Origin of the sequence: Pseudaquidulcibacter saccharophilus, from assembly GCF_019455445.1 — a bacterium.
GTDB lineage: Bacteria > Pseudomonadota > Alphaproteobacteria > Caulobacterales > Aquidulcibacteraceae > Pseudaquidulcibacter > Pseudaquidulcibacter saccharophilus.
On sequence record NZ_JAHWUS010000003.1, the window covers coordinates 581,046 to 598,280 of the forward strand.

Consider the following 17,235-nt stretch of genomic DNA (forward strand, 5'->3'; position numbering starts at 1 on the left):
GATGTCAAAAGCTAAAACTCCTCGTCCGGTTGGCGATGATTCTGCGATTGCAAAATCAAACAACCTTCGTGTAAGCCCACAAAAACTAAATCTTGTGGCACAATCTATTCGTGGTCTTAAAGTTGACAAAGCCTTGGCTGAGCTTCAATTCTCGCCAAAGCGTATCGCATTAGACGTTCGTAAGTGCTTGCAGTCTGCGATTGCTAACGCTGAAAATAACCACAATCTTGATATCGACGCTTTGGTTGTTGCCCAAGCATTCGTTGGTAAAGGTTTGGTTATGAAGCGTATGCATACTCGCGGTCGCGGTCGTTCTGCTCGTATTTTCAAGCCATTTTCGAACCTTACTATTATTGTTCGCCAAACTGAGGAGGCCGCATAATGGGTCAGAAGGTTAATCCTATTGGTTTGCGCCTAGGCATCAACCGTACTTGGGAAAGCCGTTGGTATGCACCAACTAACGAATATGCGCGTCTTCTCCACGAAGATATGGAAATTCGTGCTTTCCTTAAAAAGCAATTGAAACAAGCTGGTATCAGCCGTGTAATCATCGAACGTCCGCATAAAAAATGCCGCGTTACTGTTTATGCTGCTCGTCCTGGTGTTATCATTGGTAAAAAAGGCGAAGATATTTCAAAACTTCGTAACCAACTTGCTAAACGTGTGAATGGTGCAGAGGTTTTCTTAAACCTTGTTGAAGTTCGCAAGCCTGAAATCGATGCTACATTGATTGCAGAAAGCGTTGCACAACAGCTTGAGCGTCGTGTTGCTTTCCGTCGTGCTATGAAACGCGTTATGCAATCTGCAATGCGCCTTGGTGCATTGGGCATTCGTGTTAACGTTTCTGGTCGTCTTGGCGGTGCCGAGATTGCGCGTACTGAATGGTATCGTGAAGGTCGCGTTCCTTTGCATACTTTGCGCGGTGACGTTGATTACGGTGTTGCAGAAGCATTGACTGCTTATGGCATCATCGGTGTAAAAGTTTGGGTCTTCAAAGGCGAAGTTTTTGAACAAGATCCTCTTGCACAAGATAAACGTATCAATGAAGCAAATACTGACAGCCGCCCTGCGGGCCGCCGTGAGCGTGGTGAACGTTCTGATCGTGAAGACAGACCAAACCGTTCGCGTCGCCGTCAGGAATCAGAAGCTGTTTAGGGGGATTATGAACAATGTTATCACCTAAACGTACAAAATTCCGTAAGCAGTTTAAAGGTCGTATCCACGGCCTAGCCACTAAAGGCGCTACGCTTACATTTGGTTCTTTTGGTCTTAAAGCTATGGAACCTGAACGTATTACTGCCCGCCAAATCGAGGCTTGCCGTCGTGCGATTACCCGTCAAATGAAACGTCAAGGTAAAGTATGGATTCGCGTATTCCCTGACGTTCCTGTTTCTCAAAAACCTGCTGAAGTTCGTATGGGATCTGGTAAAGGTTCTCCTGAATATTGGGCAGCTAAAGTAAAACCTGGTCGTATCATTTTTGAAATCGACGGTGTTGCTGACGAGATCGCTGCTGAGGCACTTCGCCTTGGTGCTGCAAAACTTCCAATTCAGTGCAAAATTATTAAACGCTCTGATTATGGCGTGGCTTAAGGGATTATTAATACTATGAAAGCTAAAGACACACGCTTATTAAGCCAAGATCAATTGAATGATGAGTTGCTCAAACTTAAAAAAGAGCAATTCAACCTTCGTTTTCAACGTGCGACTGGTCAATTAGAAAAGACCCATCGCATTAATCAAGTTCGTAAAGACATCGCGTTGATTAAAACAATCCTCAACGAGAAGTCTGCGAAAGCAGAAGTGTAGGAGCTTAGAGTATGCCTAAACGTATTCTACAAGGTATTATCGTTAGCGATAAAGGTGAGAAAACTGTTGTTGTTAATGTTGAACGTACCTTTTTGCACCCGCTTTTGAAAAAAATCGTTCGTCGCACAAAGCGTTATCATGCTCATGATGAGAATAACTCTTTCAATGTTGGCGAAACGGTTTCTATCCAAGAATGCCCGCCTAAGTCAAAATTGAAAAGGTGGGAAGTGGTTGATCGCGTCAAAGCTTAATTGTTTTTGACATATTTGTTTTGATACGGATCGATAGAAGGAAATAAACGATGATTCAGATGCAATCAAATCTGGAAGTCGCAGATAACTCAGGCGCACGCCGCGTTATGTGTATTAAGGTTCTTGGTGGTTCCAAGCGCCGTTATGCAAGCGTGGGTGACATCATTGTAGTTTCTATTAAAGAAGCTATTCCACGCGGTCGCGTGAAAAAAGGTGATGTTCGTAAAGCTGTGGTTGTTCGCGTTTCCAAAGATATTAAACGTAAAGACGGTTCAGTAATTCGCTTTGACCAAAACGCTGCTGTTTTGGTTAACAACTCTGGCGAACCAATCGGAACCCGTATTTTTGGACCAGTTCCTCGTGAATTGCGCGCTAAAAACCATATGAAAATCATCTCATTGGCTCCGGAGGTGTTATAATATGGCTGCTAAGATTAAAAAAGGCGACAAAGTAGTCGTTCTTGCTGGTAAAGATAAAGGCAAGACCGGTGAAGTTACAAAAGTTCTTCCGCAAGAAGGTCGTTTGGTTGTTCAAGGTGTTAACATGGTTAAAAAACACCAAAAACAAACGCAAACCCAAGAAGCGGGCATCAAAACTTTTGAAGCTCCTCTCGCTGTTTCAAATGTTGCTTATGTTGGTAAAGACGGTAAAGCAACCAAAGTTGGTTTCAAACTTCTTGACGACGGCCGTAAGGTTCGCGTTGAGAAATCTACTGGTGAGGTAATCGGTGATGTCTAAAACTGAAACCTATATCCCTAGACTTAAAGCTGAATACGATGCACGTATTCGCCAAGTCATGAAAGAAAAGTTCGGTTATAAGAACGACATGCAAATCCCTGCGCTTGATAAAATTGTTATCAATATGGGCGTTGGTGAAGCAGTTGGCGACAGCAAAAAAATTCAATCTGCTGTTGCTGCATTGACTGCTATTGCCGGTCAAAAACCAGTAACTACAAAAGCGCGTAAATCAATTGCAGGCTTTAAAGTTCGTGAAGGCATGGCATTGGGTGCAAAAGTTACCCTTCGTCGTGAACGTATGTTCGAATTTTTGGATCGTCTTGTAACAATTGCACTTCCTCGCGTTCGTGACTTCCGTGGCCTTAACGGCAAATCATTTGACGGCAATGGCAACTATGCCATGGGTCTAAAAGAGCATTTGGTATTCCCTGAAATCAACTACGATCAAGTAGATGTATCTTGGGGTATGGATATCATTATTTGTACAACCGCTCAAACCAATGAAGAAGCAAAAGCTTTGTTGGCTGAGTTCAAACTACCATTCAGGAACTAAATCCAATGGCAAAAGCAGGATCAATAAACCGTAATGATCGCCGTAAGGCGTTGGTTAAAAAATTCGCTGCTAAGCGTGCTAAGCTTGCGGCGATTGCGAATGATGAAAATCTGCCTATGGATGAGCGTTTCGCAGCACGTCTTAAACTTGCTGCATTACCTCGCAACTCTGCGCCAATTCGTGTGCGTAACCGTTGTGAAGTAACTGGTCGTCCTCGCGGTTTCTATCGTAAACTTAAAATGTCTCGTATTGCGCTTCGTGAACTAGCTTCTGCTGGCGTAATTCCTGGCATGGTGAAATCAAGCTGGTAAGGGGAAAAGCATGAATATTAGTGATCCCATCGGCGATATGATTACACGCATCCGCAACGCACAAATGCGTGGCAAGGCTGTCGTAACTACGCCTGCTTCTAAATTGCGCGTTGGCGTATTAGAAGTGTTAATCAAAGAAGGCTACATCCGTAGCTTTTCTGAAGTTCAAGTTGGCAACCATACTGAACTAAGCATCGAGCTTAAGTATTCAGAAGGTACTCCTGTAATTGAAAAAATTACCCGCGTATCTAAACCTGGTCGCCGTGTTTATTCATCTGTCAAAGACCTGCCATTGGTTCGCAACGGCTTGGGCATTTCAATCCTTTCAACGCCAAAAGGCGTTATGAGCGATGCGACTGCCCGCGTTGAAAACGTTGGTGGCGAGATTCTTTGCCAAGTTTACTAAGAAAGGTAACGCAATATGTCACGTATTGGTAAAAAAGCGGTTCCTTTCAATGGTGCAACAGTTAATCTTGATGGTTCTACCCTTAAGGTTAAAGGCCCAAAAGGTGAGCTTAGCTTTGAAATTAATGAAGGTGTTGTTGTTTCCCTTGAAAATGGTGAAGCAAGTGTTGCACCTAAAGACGAAAACAACCGTTTGTGCCGTTCACTTTGGGGCATGACACGTTCAATGATCGCTAACATGGTTGAAGGTGTTACCAAAGGTTTCGAACGTGATTTGGAATTGGTTGGTGTTGGTTATCGTGCGGCAATGAAAGGTACTGACCTTGAATTGTCACTGGGTTATTCACACCCAATCGTATATCCTGCTCCAAAAGGTGTTACGTTCGCTACTCCAAAACCAACCGAGATTAAAATCGCTGGTATTGACAAACAACAATTAGGTCAAATTGCTGCAGAAATTCGCGCATTCCGTCCACCTGAACCATACAAAGGTAAAGGCGTTCGTTATCAAGGCGAGACTGTACGTCGTAAAGAAGGCAAGAAGAAATAATGAAAAAAATTCTCTCAGCCAATCAAAAACGCTCAATGCGCACCCGCGCTACTCTGAAAAGAGTTGGCAAAGGCAAATTGCGCTTGTCTGTTTTCCGTTCTTCAAAAAATATCTCTGCGCAGATTATCGACGATTCCAAAGGTATTACTTTGGCATCTGCTTCTTCTTTAGAAGCTGATATCCGTAGCAAAGATGGTGCGAAGTCTGAAATCGCTACCTTCGTTGGTGAAACTGTTGCTAAACGCGCTATTGAAAAAGGCGTTAAAGAAGTAATGTTTGACCGTGGTCCTTACCTATTTCACGGGCGCGTAAAAGCGCTTGCTGAAGCCGCGCGCGCCGCCGGTCTTCAATTCTAAGGGAGAAAAGATATGGCACGTCGCCCAGAGCGTGAGCAAAAAGACGAACGCGAATCTGAAATCGTTGACAAATTAGTTGCGATTAACCGCGTTGCAAAAGTAGTTAAGGGTGGTAAAAACTTCGGTTTTGCAGCTCTTGTAGTAGTAGGTGATGAAAAAGGTCGCGCTGGTTTCGGTCACGGTAAAGCCCGTGAAGTTCCAGAAGCAATTCGTAAAGCATCTGAAGAAGCTAAAAAGAATATGGTACGCGTTCCACTACGTGAAGGCCGTACACTTCACCATAACGGTTCAGGCCGTTGGGGTGCTGGTAAAGTTGTTCTTCGTTCGGCTCCTCCAGGTACTGGTTTGATTGCTGGTGGTCCAATGCGTGCGGTATTCGAAGTTCTTGGTATTCGTGACGTTGTTGCGAAATCACTTGGTTCTTCAAATCCATACAACATGGTTCGTGCAACTTTTGAAGCATTGAAAGAGCAAGTATCTCCACGTCAGATCGCTGCGAAGCGTTCTTTGAAAGTGGCTGATGTTCTTTCTCGTCGTAAAGATGGTGCTTCAAGCCTAGAAAGCGCGGAAGGATAATCTGAAATGGCTACAATCAAAGTTAAACAAATTGGTTCGCCAATTCGCCGCCAGTCTGTTCAGCGTGATACGCTTATCGGTCTTGGTCTAAATCGCATGAACAAAGTGCGTGAACTTGAAGATACACCTGCTGTTCGCGGCATGGTTCGTAAAGTTCAGCATTTGGTTCAAATTATTGAGGAGAACGCGTAAGCGTTAGACTGTAATGAATTTAAATGAACTAAATGACAACGAAGGTGCGGTTAAAGCGCGTATGCGCGTTGGTCGTGGCGTTGGTTCAGGCAAAGGCAAGACCTGTGGTCGTGGCGTAAAAGGTCAGAAATCCCGTCGTGGTGTTTCCATCAACGGTTTTGAAGGCGGTCAAATGCCAATCCACATGCGTATTCCTAAGCGTGGTTTTAACAAACTTAACGCAAAGACATACAATTGGGTTAACCTTTCTGATATCGAAAAAGCAGTTAAAGCTGGCAAACTAGATGTTAAAGCGGAAATCACCGAAGAAACATTGGTTGCAACTGGTGTTGTTCGCCGCGCAAAAGACGGCATCCGTCTTTTGGGTAAAGGTGAATTGACTGCAAAAGTAAATCTAGTGCTTTCAGGTGCTACTCAAACCGCTATTGCAGCGGTTGAAAAAGCTGGCGGTAGCGTAACAGTTACTAAAGCTGCTAAAACTGAAGAAGCATAGTTGATTTTTGTGATAAGACCCCGATATGGGGTCTTATTAACATTTTTTTCATAGAGGGCTTATGAATGGCATCTGCCGCAGAACAATTAGCCGCAAATTTAAATTTTAATTCATTTGCAAAAGCAAAAGATTTGCAAGCGCGTATCTGGTTCACACTGGGCGCGCTTTTGGTTTATCGTCTTGGTACATTCCTGCCTATGCCAGGGATTGATATCGGTGCGTTTGAACAAGCATTCAACACTGCTAAAGGCGGTATTTTGGGAATGTTTGACACATTCTCTGGTGGTGCGGTTCGCCGTCTTGCAATTTTTGCACTAAACGTAATGCCATATATTTCGGCATCGATCGTTATTCAGCTTTTATCATCTTTCCCTGGTCACCTAGAGCAGCTTAAAAAAGATGGTGAATCTGGTCGTGCGCAAATCAACCAATATACGCGCTATCTTGCGCTTGTTTTGGCGCTATTCCAATCATTTGGTATTGCCAAAGGTCTTGAAGGCTCACCTGGTGTAGTTCTTAACCCTGGCATTATTTTCGAAGTTTCTACCATGGTTACTTTGACTGGTGGTACTTTGTTCCTTATGTGGCTTGGTGAACAAATCACTTCACGTGGTATTGGTAATGGGGTTTCTTTAATTATCTTTGCCGGTATCGTTGCCGAAATTCCAAAAACAATTTATCGCGCTTTGAGCCTTTCTGAAGAAGGTTCACTTCCTGTAATTTGGATTTTTGCCATGGTTGCATTGTTGGTTGCGGCGGTATTCTTTATTGTTTTCATCGAACGTTCGCAAAGACGCATTGTAATTCAATATCCAAAGCGTCAGGTTGGCAATAAAATTTATCAAGGTGATACTTCGTTCTTGCCTTTGAAATTAAACACTTCTGGTGTTATTCCGCCAATTTTTGCATCTTCATTGCTATTGTTGCCGGCAACTATTCTTGGCTTCCTTGGTAATGGTCCAATTCCAGAGAATGCACCTGAATGGCTTAGAATTGGTAAAGAAAGCCTAAGTGCACTTGCTGCACAAATGGGGCATGGTAAGCCATTATTCTTGATTCTTTACGCGGCATTGATTGTTTTCTTCACGATTTTCTATACTTCAATCGTATTTAATACTGAAGAAACTGCTGATAATTTGCGTAAATATGGTGGCTTCCTTCCTGGTATCCGTCCTGGTGCAAAAACTGCGGAATATCTTGATAAGGTTTTGACACGTCTGACCGTAATCGGTGCCGTATATTTGGTGATAGTCTGTGTATTCCCTGAAATCATATTCTCGACTTCTGGGGCGCAATTCTATCTTGGTGGTACTTCAATTCTGATCGTTATTTCGGTTACAATTGATACCGTAAGCCAAATTAACTCGCATATGCTTGCACACCAATACGAAGGCTTAACTAAAAAGTCTAAGTTGAAGGGCAAACGTAAATAGTTTTAAACACCCAAATTCAGCAATTATTCTGAATTGGGGGAGGGGTTGTTATGAACTTAATTCTATTTGGACCGCCTGCAGCTGGTAAAGGCACGCAAGCAAAAAAACTTGTTGCCGAGCGTGGGTTTATTCAGCTTTCAACTGGCGACATGCTTCGTGCAGCGCGTGCATCTGGCTCAGAACTAGGTAAAACCGTTGCAGGTATTATGGATGCCGGTGGTTTGGTAACCGATGAGATTGTTATTTCATTGATTTCTGAACAACTAGAAGCAAACGAAGGGGCTAGCTTTATTTTTGATGGTTTCCCAAGAACTGTCGCACAAGCAGAGGCTTTGGATAAATTGCTTGCCGCAAAAGGTCAGCAAATTGATAAAGTAATCCGTTTGGTTGTTGACGATAAAGCATTGTTAGCACGCGTTACAATTCGCTTTGAAGAGCAGGGCAGGGCTGATGATAACCCTGAAACCTTCTCTAAGCGTTTGGATGCCTATAATTCGCAAACAGCGCCTTTGCTGCCTTATTATGGTGAAAAAGGCATTATCAGCGAAGTTGATGGCATGGCGTCAATTGATGCTGTTGCTGCGGCAATTGATGCGGCATTGGCATAATAGATTTTCAAAGTTATTTATTTTAAAGGGCTGGCGTGTATCACGTCAGCCCTTTTTAAATGGTAATTTATCATTTAATTCCGGTATTATGGCATCAATCTCTCTTGTTTCGTGTGCAAGAAAATCACCGACCGCATGCCTGAAAGACTCATTAACAATATAATGCCCGGAGTAGGTTTTATGTGGGCGATAGCCGCGACTTATTTTATGTTCGCCCTGTGTGCCGGCCTCAACCTTGCGGATATTGTTACGAATCGCGAAATCAATTGCCTGATAATAGCAAGTTTCAAAGTGTAAGAATGGCAAATCAATATTACAGCCCCATTGGCGACCATATAAAGTATCACCGGAATAGAAATTTATTGCGCCGGAAACATATTCATCATTAATTTTTCCAAAAATTAAAACCATTGTATCGGCCATGGTTTCCTTGATTCTTGAGAAAAACGCGCGTGTTAGATAGGGGATGCCACGGCCCCATTTGCGCTCATATGTGTCGGCAATAAATGTATAAAGCGTATCAAGGTGTGATTCTGTTATATCGTTCCCTTGTATTGTCTGAAATTGGACTTTATCGGCAACTTCACGCCGCTCGCGCTTCATTGTTTTACGCCTTGATGCAGTTGTTGTGGCAAGGAAATCATCAAAAGAATTAAAACCATCATTTAGCCACCAATATTGTAAATCTTGTCGCACCATGAAACCATTGTTTTTAATGAGTTCAATATCTTGGCTATTTGCAAAATTTATATGTGCGCTAGAAATATTATTGGTTTGGCATATTTGCCGTAGTGCGGTTAAAAGAGCTGCTTTAACATTTAAATTATGCGCCAAAAGGCGGCCCCCCACAACGGGCGTAAATGGCGATGCAGAAAGTAGTTTAGGGTAATAACGCCCGCCGGCATCCTCATATGCCTTGGCCCAGCCTTGATCAAACACATATTCGCCTTGGGAATGATATTTTAAATATAGGGGGACAAGGCCAATGATTTCACCATTTTCAGAAATTGATAAATGGGCAATTTGCCAACCGGTCTCAACACCAACGCATTTTGTGTCTTCTAATGCTGATAAATACTCAAATGATGTGAAAATGCTGTCACCATTGAGATTATTCCATACAGACCTGTCAATTTCATGAATTGAATTATGAATTTTGCTTGTAAAATCTGTCATATCAAATAAGAAACCGCGTATAATTTGTTGTAAAGATATTGGTCTTTTTATTTTAAAGTAAAGAGTGATAATTATGGGATTACACCACCACAGTCATGATAATGATAGTCATGCGCATGGCCATAGCCATTCACACCACAATCATGATGTAAAAGATATTGATTTTGGTAAGGCATTTGCGATTGGTGCGATTCTAAATATTGGTTTTGTGCTTGTTGAATTTATTGCCGGCGTAATGATTAAGTCGTTGGCATTGATTGCAGATGCCGGACATAATTTATCTGATGTAATTGGGTTGATTCTTGCTTGGCTTGCTTTTGTTGCGGCTAAAAAGAAGCCTGAAGGTCAGTTTACCTATGGCTATGGGCATTCAACTATTGTTGCATCATTTATAAATTCAATCTTCCTTTATATGGCAAGTGGAATCATTGCGTTTGAGGCAATTAAACGCCTTTTAAATCCGGAACCACAAGAAGGTATGATGATGATAATCGTCGCGTCAATTGGCGTGGTAATTAATCTAGTTACGGCATTTTTGTTTGCGGCGGGGCGAAAGCATGATTTGAATATTCGTGCAACATTTCTTCATATGGTTTATGACGGTCTAGTTTCATTGGGTGTGATAATAGGTGCTTTGATAATTATAATCACCGGATGGCAATGGGTTGACCCTATGCTTGGGCTATTGATTGTTGGCGTTATTATTTATGGATCATGGGATGTCTTGAAACAAAGTTTTAAATTATCGCTTGCCGCTGCACCTGATAATATTGAGATTACCAAAGTTGCGGAAACTATAAAGGCAATAAATGGTGTTGTTGATATTCATGATTTGCATGTTTGGGCGTTATCAACAACGCAAAATGCGCTTTCTGTTCATGTTATTGTTGATGACTTGGCAAAAGGACAAGACATTCTTGACGAAATTAATCATGAACTAGGGCATGATTTTGAATTGACGCACAATACCATTCAAATTGAAACTAATTATAATTGTGGGCTATCAACCCATATTTGAGAATGTTTCAATTTTAAAATCGCGAAGTTTTTCAACATATTCTTCTAGACTAATGAGCGCAACACAAGGCATTGCGCCGATTAAGTCTAATTTATTATCACATATTTTTTCGGCAAGGATGATTGCAGGAATAGTGGGGATTTGTGGGCCGTCACCATCTTTTGCAATAATTGCCCAATTTATAGTTCTGGTATTATCTGAATTATCTTTCCCGCGGATTTGCATAAACATTCCGCCATCGTCGGAACCAAGGAAATTGAAAAAGTCCGCCATCCAAAGCATTGGTTTTGCAAAATTATCAAGCTTTAGAGGTATCCCTAAACGCACCAACCAAGATAACGCCCAAAGCCCAAGGTGCAGAACACCAAGTTCAAGGCCCGCACCGAATGCGATTCGTTTAATGCCGTATTTAGGGGGCAATAAATCAAGGTCTGGAATGTCACAATTGGCCATCCACCTGAAACCGATTTCAGGGATTTTTTGCAAATAAATATCTTGCCAGCCATAAATCTCATCGCTTGAACCATAGGCAGGCTTTAATTTTTTACCGGCATAGCCAAGTATCCCTTTGGTAGTTGCAAGGCCGCGTTCCGCCTTTTGCCCTGGTGATATGCCGTATTTAACTTCGTCGATTTGTGAAAAATGACTTCTGAAATGCTCTAGAACAGCACTAGACAGCGCAGGAACCGTACTTGCGCCGGAAATTGCAATTGTCTTATGTTCTTTAGATATTTCATTAAGTGTATGAAATTGAACAACAAAATCACGCCCATCTGCAAGGTCTATATAATTAACATTATTCTCAATACAAATTTGTGCAATCTCGTAATTTTTGCTTTGAAATGGGCCAATCGTATTAATAAGGACCTTTGGAGTAAGTTTTTTTAGGTTTTCATCCAAAGAAACTTCGGCGTCAAAAATTGCGGCGTGAATATTTGCATTGGGAAAATCTGCAATAATTGCATTAATTATTGAATTTGCTTTGCTTTCAGAGCGCCCAGCTATAATTACTTCATAGCCATCTTTAACAAGAGTGCGTGCAATTCGTTTGCCAAAATTGCCATAGCCGCCAAGGATAAGAATGGTATTATTCAATATAAAAAGTTCCCGAATATGAGTAGGTTTTTCCAAATAAGAAGTGTTTTATTTCCATATACATTTCAAAATTATTATCATCTATTGCGCGTTCATATGCAAAACCACGTCCGGCAATTAATTCAATTGGGATGCGTATTGGTTTTCCAAATAATTTAATAAAGTAACCGCGATGCAACAAGGATACTTGATTGTCCTTGTATTTAAACTCACACCCCCAACCGATTCCACTTTTTGTCCATTCAATAATCATTTTATCGTCTACACGCTCCATTGTTGAATAGAATCGGCGTGTTTTATCGGGAAAAGCAAATTCCCGCTCAAAACGGAAATATTCATCGTTTTCACCGCTTTTAAATTTAACTAAGACATCAATGTTATCGCCTTTTTTGGCAATTAAAGTTTGGGTCAATGCCAAAAACGGGGCAATTGGTTGTAAAATTGGCGCGATATAAATGTTCATAACGCCTTTTGTATTTGTAATGTCATTAGAATACGGGCGATTCTGATAATGCTTTTTAAAAATGATTGGCATTTTATCCCAATCGTCGCCAAATACTTTTTCAAAGATAGGTTGGTTTGCGCCCATATTTCAAGAATCACTAAATAATTGTATCGAAAGAATAATGTATATTTTTAAATCAATAGCGCAAATGGATTACCTGACTTTAAAAACAATTCACGTTATAAGTTCTACGATATTGTTTGGAACCGGTATTGGCTCTGCATTCTATATGTTTATGGCAAACCGTAGAAGGCAAATTGCAGAAATGGCATTTGCGGTTAAATTTGTTGTTATTGCCGATTATATATTCACGACACCATCCGTGATTGTACAATTAATTACTGGTCTTTGGATGATGAATATAAATGGACTAGATTTTACACAAAGATGGCTTTGGTGGGGGTTGTTTCTATATTTCTTTGCAGGGATATGTTGGCTTCCGGTGGTTTTTATTCAAATTCAAATGGAAAAACTCTTGCAAAAAGCAACAAGGGAAGGGGTGCTTTCTGAAAAATATTGGAAATTAGATTTTTGGTGGATCTTGTTAGGAAGCCTTGCATTTCCCGCAATAATTGTTGTTTTTTGGCTTATGGTGAACAAGCCAGCATAAAAACAGTTGGTTTATCTGTAATTAATCAATTAGTTTTACACAAATAACCGCATTTGGGACTTGAAACTTAAATCAATGCCCTTTATTTGCACTGCTTCAAATCATTGGGGTGTCGCCAAGCGGTAAGGCACCGGTTTTTGGTACCGGCATTCGGAGGTTCGAATCCTCCCACCCCAGCCAATAAATGCCCGCCCTAGAGGCGGGTTTTTTATTGCCCGAATATATTTTGCGTTTTAATATGATTTTGCAATTATATAGTTCGAAACGCGGCGAAGTTTATAAATAAAACTAAATATAGATTCTTTTTTTATTTTAAAATAAATATTGATTTTATGCGAAATTGCATTGTTTTTTATGCAACATTCCTTTGCACGCATGATACACATAAATAAAAGAACAGGTTAGACTGCGTAATAATAAAAAAATAATAAAGAAAAATATGAACGCAAAAAACTTAATGTTTACAATGATGAATGTGATGTACGTCGTAAATATTGCTTGAAAATCAGGCGAATTAGAAGAGATGGCTCTATGAATGGTTCGTTCATAATCCGTTCAGTTTCTGTGCTATTGCTGCAACAATGCACTAAATATAGCTAAAATATGCCTCAAAATGATGTTAAACCACAATGGTATAACAAACAAAAAGGTTGACCATTTTATACTTTTCGCTATTGAGATAGATGAAACGTTTATAGCGTTTTTTTAAGCGACTTTCGCTATATTACTTAAAGAGGGAAATACCCATGAAAAATTTATTGCTTAGCGCGACTGCTTTAATGGCATTTGCTGCTCTACCGTCTGCGGCTTCAGCCCAAGGTTGGTATGCTGGTTTGACCGGTGCTTATTCACTAAACGGTGGTGTTGATTTTGATGCACCTGCTAACCCTACTGGCGCTGGCGCATCTCCATACATGATTGGTAATGGTGCTAAAGGTAATGGTGGCTGGGGTGGCGCAGCTTCTCTAGGCTATGCTTTCGGCAACGGTTTCCGCCTTGAAGGCGAATTGGCAAATGGTTTTGCTGATTTTGACGACAACGGCACTCACTCAACTTTGGGTTCTGCTCAAACTTGGACTGCTATGTTAAACGGTCTTTATGACTTCAACAAAGACGGCAAAGTTAATCCATTCGTTGGTGCTGGTGTTGGTGCTGCAAAAGTAAAAGCAAAAGCTTATTCTTATGACCGTACTTCTACTGGTAACGCTGCTCTTTCTAAAGCATCTGCTGTTTCTGTAAACGATGCAGACAACGCTTTTGCATGGCAATTGATTGCTGGTCTTGGTTTGAAACTTACTGACCAATTGTCAGCTGACATTTCTTATAAATGGTTGAACGTTCCTGATCTTTCATTTGAAGGTACTGGCCGTTACCGTACGAACGCTACTGGCGGTTCTGCAACTGTTCCTTTGAACGTTTCTGGTTCTGTTGGTGAATCTATGGGTTCTGGCGGCATCGTTGGTCTAGGTCTTCGTTATGCGTTCGCTGCTCCTGCTGCTCCTGCTGCTCCAGTAGTTGAACCACCACCTCCACCACCAGCTCCTCCAGTTGTTGAGCAACCTCCTGTGGTTACTCCTCCTCCAGTTGTTGTTTGTGATGGTAAATCATTCGTTGTTTACTTCGACTTCGACAAATACAACCTAACTCCTGAAGCTACTTCAGTAATCAGCAACGAAGTTTCTGACATCAAAGCTAAAGGCTGCAACTATAAATCAGCTCTTATCCAAGGTCACACAGATACTTCTGGTTCAGCACGTTACAACATTGCATTGTCACAAAAACGCGTAACTACCGTTCGTGACGCTCTTGTTGGTCAAGGCGTTCCTGCTGACATCATGACTGGTGAAGCATTCGGTGAATCTAAACCAGCTGTTGCAACTGGTGACGGCGTTAAAGAGCCTTTGAACCGTCGCGCAGAAGTAACTTTTGACTTCCAATAAGAAGTTCTAAGTTCTGAAAACAAGGACCCGGTGGCAACACCGGGTCTTTTTTTGTGTCAAGAAAAATCCCCGATTACTTGAACCGGGGATTTAACAATGAACTAGATTTATTTATTACTTTCTGTCAGCCGCGCTTTTATCGCGTGCTGCTTTGAATTCAGAATTTGGTTTCCATTCTGGCCATTTTGTTGAGTTTGCAAGGTCATATCCCATTTTGAAATAGATTTGCAAATCTTCGATGGCGCCATCAAGTTTCCAAGTCGGCGAGTACTCATCAGAAGGTTGGTGGTAATGTGCCTTTAGATATTCTTCATTGGCTGCTTTACCGGCCGCCACGCCGCCATTACGCATATCTACGCCAGAGCCAGCCGCAAGCATTGGAACGCCGCGTTTAACAAAAGGGAAGTGGTCTGAACGGAAGAAATGTCCTGCTTCTGGGGTATCTTCAGGTGAAATATAACGCCCCTGTTTTTTGGCATAAACTGCGAGGTCGTCTTCAAGGCTTGATTGACCGTAACCGGTAACTTCAATATTTTTTGTTTTTCCGGCGATGTTAATTCCATCAATGTTGAAGCCAGCAACAGTTTTTGCAAGCGGATAAATCGGGTGGCTTGCATAATATTCCGAACCCAAAAGCCCGCTTTCTTCCGCTGTCCAAGAGAACATGATAATTGACCTGTCCGGGCGTGGTGCTTTTTTATATGCACGGGCAATTTCCAATATTGATGCTACGCCCGATGCGTTATCTAGAGCGCCATTATAAATTTTATCGCCTTTTTTATCAGGCAAACCAATTCCGAGGTGATCCCAATGCGCAGAATATGCAACATATTCGTTAGGACGAGTTTTGCCTTTTAGAATGCCAATTACGTTATGGCTGGTAATTGTTTCGACATTGGTTCTAAAAGATGCAGATAAGGTAACGTTTTTAAGTTCTTGGGCGTGGAAATTTTTTGAACGTGCCGCAACTTTTAAGGCCTCTAAGTCAAGGCCTGCGCCTTTGAACATTTTTTGCGCTGTATCATATGTAATCCATGATTCCATGTCAGGGCCAGCAGGTGACGTTGGGTCACGCATAATATCTATTTTTTTGCCTGTATTTGAGTTTTTAACGGTTTCCCAGCCATAAGCAGCGGCATCACTTTCGTGAATGATTATGCAGCCCAATGCACCCTGACGCGCCGCTTCTTCATACTTATATGTCCAGCGGCCATAATATGTCATTGCCTTGCCGCCAAAAGTATTTAGCTCTGGCTGATAGAAATCAGGGTCATTTACCAAAACAACTATTATTTTGCCTTTTACATCGATTTTATTGCCATTTTCATCTTTAAAATCGTTCCAGCCACGTTCTGGGGCGGTAATTCCATAACCTGCAAATACCAATGGGACTTTATCAAAATTGACGTCCTTGGTGGCGTTACGGGTTGAAATAGTTATATCTTTGCCAACTTCTAGATTTGTGCCGTTATCGCCAAGGTTTAAAGATGCCTTGGAATCAGAAAGTGTGAAACGGCGCAATTGCACGTCTTGAAACCATGTTCCATTATCGCCACCAGGTGAAAATCCTGCTTCTGCAAGATTTTTTGCAATATAATCTATTGTTTTCTTTTCTGCTGGTGTGCCAACGCCACGACCTTCATATGCATCCGAGCCAAGTATTTTGATATCTTTTACCAGGTCAGCACTATTGAAAGTGGGGTTATATTCCTTTGCAAAAACCATTGATGGCTGTGCAATTATCAATGCCAACGCAGAGTAAAGCACAATAGATTTATAAGATTTCATTAGTCTATCCCGAATTTATAGTTTGTAAAATTTATGAAATAACGCCATTATGTAATAACAAATAATAGCACGAAAAAGATACATCATGTTTTCAAAAATCAAACATATTTTTACGTTGTCTGGGGTAATTATTATACCTGTTTTTGCGCTTACATCATGTGGGCCTGTTGACAATGTCAAAGGCCAAAACAGTGATAATGCAATTCCCCATAATGAAATGATTAAAAATTTCGATAATTATGCGATTGCTTGTTATTCACCGCAAAAGAATGGTGAAACAATATCTTGTCGCACAACATCAAGATACGCGCATTACACCATGAGTTTTATGGAATTAGACAAATTGGATGGTACACCTACCAAGGTTGTTTATAAACTTCGCTATGGCGATAAGAATGGTTATAGTTGTGTAGATCACACTACGGCGGACCCAGAAAAAATCACCGCGTATAACGCCAGTGATGATATTGCAGATGTCGCAGTTGAAATAGAGAAACGTGATAGTCCATCACTTACTGCCCTTAAAGATAAGATTGTTGCACGTGAAAAAGCGATCGGAGAGCTTTGTTATAAATATACTTTGATAACTACCGAAGACCCAATGATGACATATCAAATCAAATCTGAAGAGTTTAAAGACGCAAAACCAACCGGTAAAACTGAAATGCTTGCAATTTTTAGCAATGGCACAAAGGTTAGAATGGCTAAATAATTTTTGTTGTATTCTTTACAAAACAAAACCCCAGTCGATTGACTGGGGTTTTTTAAATTAGATTGTGTAATCTATTATTCGATTACAGAAGCAACAACGCCCGCGCCAACGGTACGG

The 17,235-nt window shown here is 41.3% G+C and carries 25 protein-coding genes and 1 tRNA gene; 22 read left to right on the forward strand and 4 right to left on the reverse strand.

The window, feature by feature from the left end:
- Window position 1 precedes the first annotated feature (1 nt).
- The 17 genes from rplV (at window position 2) to KXV15_RS11350 (ending at window position 8,274) form a co-directional block, all read left to right on the forward strand.
- Complete coding sequence (gene rplV, locus KXV15_RS11270; RefSeq protein ID WP_240008285.1) at window positions 2-382, forward strand: 50S ribosomal protein L22; 381 nt, start codon at window positions 2-4, stop codon at window positions 380-382.
- Window positions 382-1,155 (forward strand): 30S ribosomal protein S3, encoded by a 774-nt coding sequence (rpsC, locus tag KXV15_RS11275; protein WP_240008286.1) that lies wholly within the window; start codon window positions 382-384, stop codon window positions 1,153-1,155. Before rplV ends, rpsC begins: the two co-directional genes overlap by 1 nt.
- A gap of 14 nt (window positions 1,156-1,169) precedes the next feature.
- A complete protein-coding gene (gene rplP, locus KXV15_RS11280) occupies window positions 1,170-1,592 on the forward strand; it encodes a 50S ribosomal protein L16 (RefSeq protein WP_240008287.1) in 423 nt (140 codons plus the stop codon).
- A 15-nt stretch (window positions 1,593-1,607) separates the two neighbouring features.
- Window positions 1,608-1,808: a 50S ribosomal protein L29 gene (gene rpmC, locus KXV15_RS11285; protein WP_240008288.1), complete on the forward strand. Its 201-nt coding sequence runs from the start codon at window positions 1,608-1,610 to the stop codon at window positions 1,806-1,808.
- Window positions 1,809-1,819: 11 nt separating this feature from the next.
- Complete coding sequence (gene rpsQ / locus KXV15_RS11290; RefSeq protein WP_240008289.1) at window positions 1,820-2,059, forward strand: 30S ribosomal protein S17; 240 nt, start codon at window positions 1,820-1,822, stop codon at window positions 2,057-2,059.
- A 50-nt stretch (window positions 2,060-2,109) separates the two neighbouring features.
- The gene (gene rplN, locus KXV15_RS11295) at window positions 2,110-2,478 is read left to right on the forward strand and encodes a 50S ribosomal protein L14 (RefSeq protein ID WP_240008290.1); all 369 of its coding nucleotides are present in this window, start codon (window positions 2,110-2,112) and stop codon (window positions 2,476-2,478) included.
- Window position 2,479: 1 nt separating this feature from the next.
- Complete coding sequence (gene rplX / locus KXV15_RS11300; protein WP_240008291.1) at window positions 2,480-2,797, forward strand: 50S ribosomal protein L24; 318 nt, start codon at window positions 2,480-2,482, stop codon at window positions 2,795-2,797.
- A complete protein-coding gene (rplE, locus tag KXV15_RS11305; protein ID WP_240008292.1) occupies window positions 2,790-3,350 on the forward strand; it encodes a 50S ribosomal protein L5 in 561 nt (186 codons plus the stop codon). Before rplX ends, rplE begins: the two co-directional genes overlap by 8 nt.
- A gap of 5 nt (window positions 3,351-3,355) precedes the next feature.
- The gene (rpsN, locus tag KXV15_RS11310) at window positions 3,356-3,661 is read left to right on the forward strand and encodes a 30S ribosomal protein S14 (RefSeq protein WP_240008293.1); all 306 of its coding nucleotides are present in this window, start codon (window positions 3,356-3,358) and stop codon (window positions 3,659-3,661) included.
- Window positions 3,662-3,671: 10 nt separating this feature from the next.
- Complete coding sequence (gene rpsH / locus KXV15_RS11315; protein WP_240008294.1) at window positions 3,672-4,067, forward strand: 30S ribosomal protein S8; 396 nt, start codon at window positions 3,672-3,674, stop codon at window positions 4,065-4,067.
- A gap of 15 nt (window positions 4,068-4,082) precedes the next feature.
- Complete coding sequence (gene rplF / locus KXV15_RS11320; protein ID WP_240008295.1) at window positions 4,083-4,616, forward strand: 50S ribosomal protein L6; 534 nt, start codon at window positions 4,083-4,085, stop codon at window positions 4,614-4,616.
- Complete coding sequence (gene rplR, locus KXV15_RS11325; RefSeq protein ID WP_240008296.1) at window positions 4,616-4,972, forward strand: 50S ribosomal protein L18; 357 nt, start codon at window positions 4,616-4,618, stop codon at window positions 4,970-4,972. Before rplF ends, rplR begins: the two co-directional genes overlap by 1 nt.
- Window positions 4,973-4,984: 12 nt before the next feature.
- Entirely contained in the window at window positions 4,985-5,548 is a 564-nt protein-coding gene (gene rpsE / locus KXV15_RS11330) for a 30S ribosomal protein S5 (protein WP_240008297.1), read from the forward strand.
- 6 nt (window positions 5,549-5,554) lie between these two features.
- Window positions 5,555-5,740 carry a 50S ribosomal protein L30 gene (rpmD, locus tag KXV15_RS11335; protein WP_240008298.1) on the forward strand — a complete coding sequence of 62 codons (186 nt, stop codon included), beginning with the start codon at window positions 5,555-5,557 and terminating at the stop codon, window positions 5,738-5,740.
- A 13-nt stretch (window positions 5,741-5,753) separates the two neighbouring features.
- Window positions 5,754-6,233, forward strand: a complete 480-nt coding sequence (gene rplO / locus KXV15_RS11340) for a 50S ribosomal protein L15 (RefSeq protein ID WP_240008299.1) — start codon at window positions 5,754-5,756, stop codon at window positions 6,231-6,233.
- 65 nt (window positions 6,234-6,298) lie between these two features.
- Entirely contained in the window at window positions 6,299-7,666 is a 1,368-nt protein-coding gene (gene secY / locus KXV15_RS11345; protein WP_240008300.1) for a preprotein translocase subunit SecY, read from the forward strand.
- A gap of 50 nt (window positions 7,667-7,716) precedes the next feature.
- A complete protein-coding gene (locus KXV15_RS11350) occupies window positions 7,717-8,274 on the forward strand; it encodes an adenylate kinase (RefSeq protein WP_240008301.1) in 558 nt (185 codons plus the stop codon).
- A 45-nt stretch (window positions 8,275-8,319) separates the two neighbouring features.
- Here the strand turns inward: KXV15_RS11350 and KXV15_RS11355 are convergent, their stop codons facing one another.
- Window positions 8,320-9,450, reverse strand: coding sequence for a GNAT family N-acetyltransferase (locus KXV15_RS11355; protein WP_240008302.1), 1,131 nt, complete (start codon window positions 9,448-9,450; stop codon window positions 8,320-8,322).
- A 73-nt stretch (window positions 9,451-9,523) separates the two neighbouring features.
- Here KXV15_RS11355 and KXV15_RS11360 point away from each other — a divergent pair, with 73 nt between their 5' ends.
- Window positions 9,524-10,468: a cation diffusion facilitator family transporter gene (locus KXV15_RS11360; RefSeq protein ID WP_240008303.1), complete on the forward strand. Its 945-nt coding sequence runs from the start codon at window positions 9,524-9,526 to the stop codon at window positions 10,466-10,468.
- On the opposite strand, the gene KXV15_RS11365 is transcribed toward KXV15_RS11360, so the two are convergent.
- Both KXV15_RS11365 and KXV15_RS11370 read right to left on the reverse strand, forming a co-directional pair.
- Window positions 10,454-11,563 carry a saccharopine dehydrogenase family protein gene (locus KXV15_RS11365; RefSeq protein WP_240008304.1) on the reverse strand — a complete coding sequence of 370 codons (1,110 nt, stop codon included), beginning with the start codon at window positions 11,561-11,563 and terminating at the stop codon, window positions 10,454-10,456. The two genes, KXV15_RS11360 and KXV15_RS11365, sit on opposite strands and share 15 nt — an antisense overlap.
- Window positions 11,556-12,152, reverse strand: a complete 597-nt coding sequence (locus KXV15_RS11370) for a DUF4166 domain-containing protein (protein WP_240008305.1) — start codon at window positions 12,150-12,152, stop codon at window positions 11,556-11,558. The genes KXV15_RS11365 and KXV15_RS11370 overlap by 8 nt, the downstream gene beginning before the upstream one ends.
- 64 nt (window positions 12,153-12,216) lie before the next feature.
- On the opposite strand from KXV15_RS11370, the gene KXV15_RS11375 reads away from it, so the two are divergent.
- The 3 genes from KXV15_RS11375 to KXV15_RS11385 all read left to right on the forward strand — a co-directional run bounded on the left by KXV15_RS11375 (window position 12,217) and on the right by KXV15_RS11385 (window position 14,618).
- The gene (locus KXV15_RS11375; RefSeq protein ID WP_240008306.1) at window positions 12,217-12,678 is read left to right on the forward strand and encodes a DUF2269 family protein; all 462 of its coding nucleotides are present in this window, start codon (window positions 12,217-12,219) and stop codon (window positions 12,676-12,678) included.
- A gap of 105 nt (window positions 12,679-12,783) precedes the next feature.
- Window positions 12,784-12,858, forward strand: a tRNA-Gln gene (locus KXV15_RS11380).
- Window positions 12,859-13,424: 566 nt separating this feature from the next.
- Window positions 13,425-14,618, forward strand: a complete 1,194-nt coding sequence (locus KXV15_RS11385; RefSeq protein WP_240008307.1) for an OmpA family protein — start codon at window positions 13,425-13,427, stop codon at window positions 14,616-14,618.
- Window positions 14,619-14,732: 114 nt separating this feature from the next.
- On the opposite strand, the gene KXV15_RS11390 is transcribed toward KXV15_RS11385, so the two are convergent.
- Window positions 14,733-16,406 carry a M28 family metallopeptidase gene (locus KXV15_RS11390; protein ID WP_240008308.1) on the reverse strand — a complete coding sequence of 558 codons (1,674 nt, stop codon included), beginning with the start codon at window positions 16,404-16,406 and terminating at the stop codon, window positions 14,733-14,735.
- Window positions 16,407-16,623: 217 nt separating this feature from the next.
- Between KXV15_RS11390 and KXV15_RS11395 the strand changes: the two genes are divergently transcribed.
- Window positions 16,624-17,118: a hypothetical protein gene (locus KXV15_RS11395; RefSeq protein WP_240008309.1), complete on the forward strand. Its 495-nt coding sequence runs from the start codon at window positions 16,624-16,626 to the stop codon at window positions 17,116-17,118.
- The last annotated feature ends 117 nt before the right edge of the window (window positions 17,119-17,235 follow it).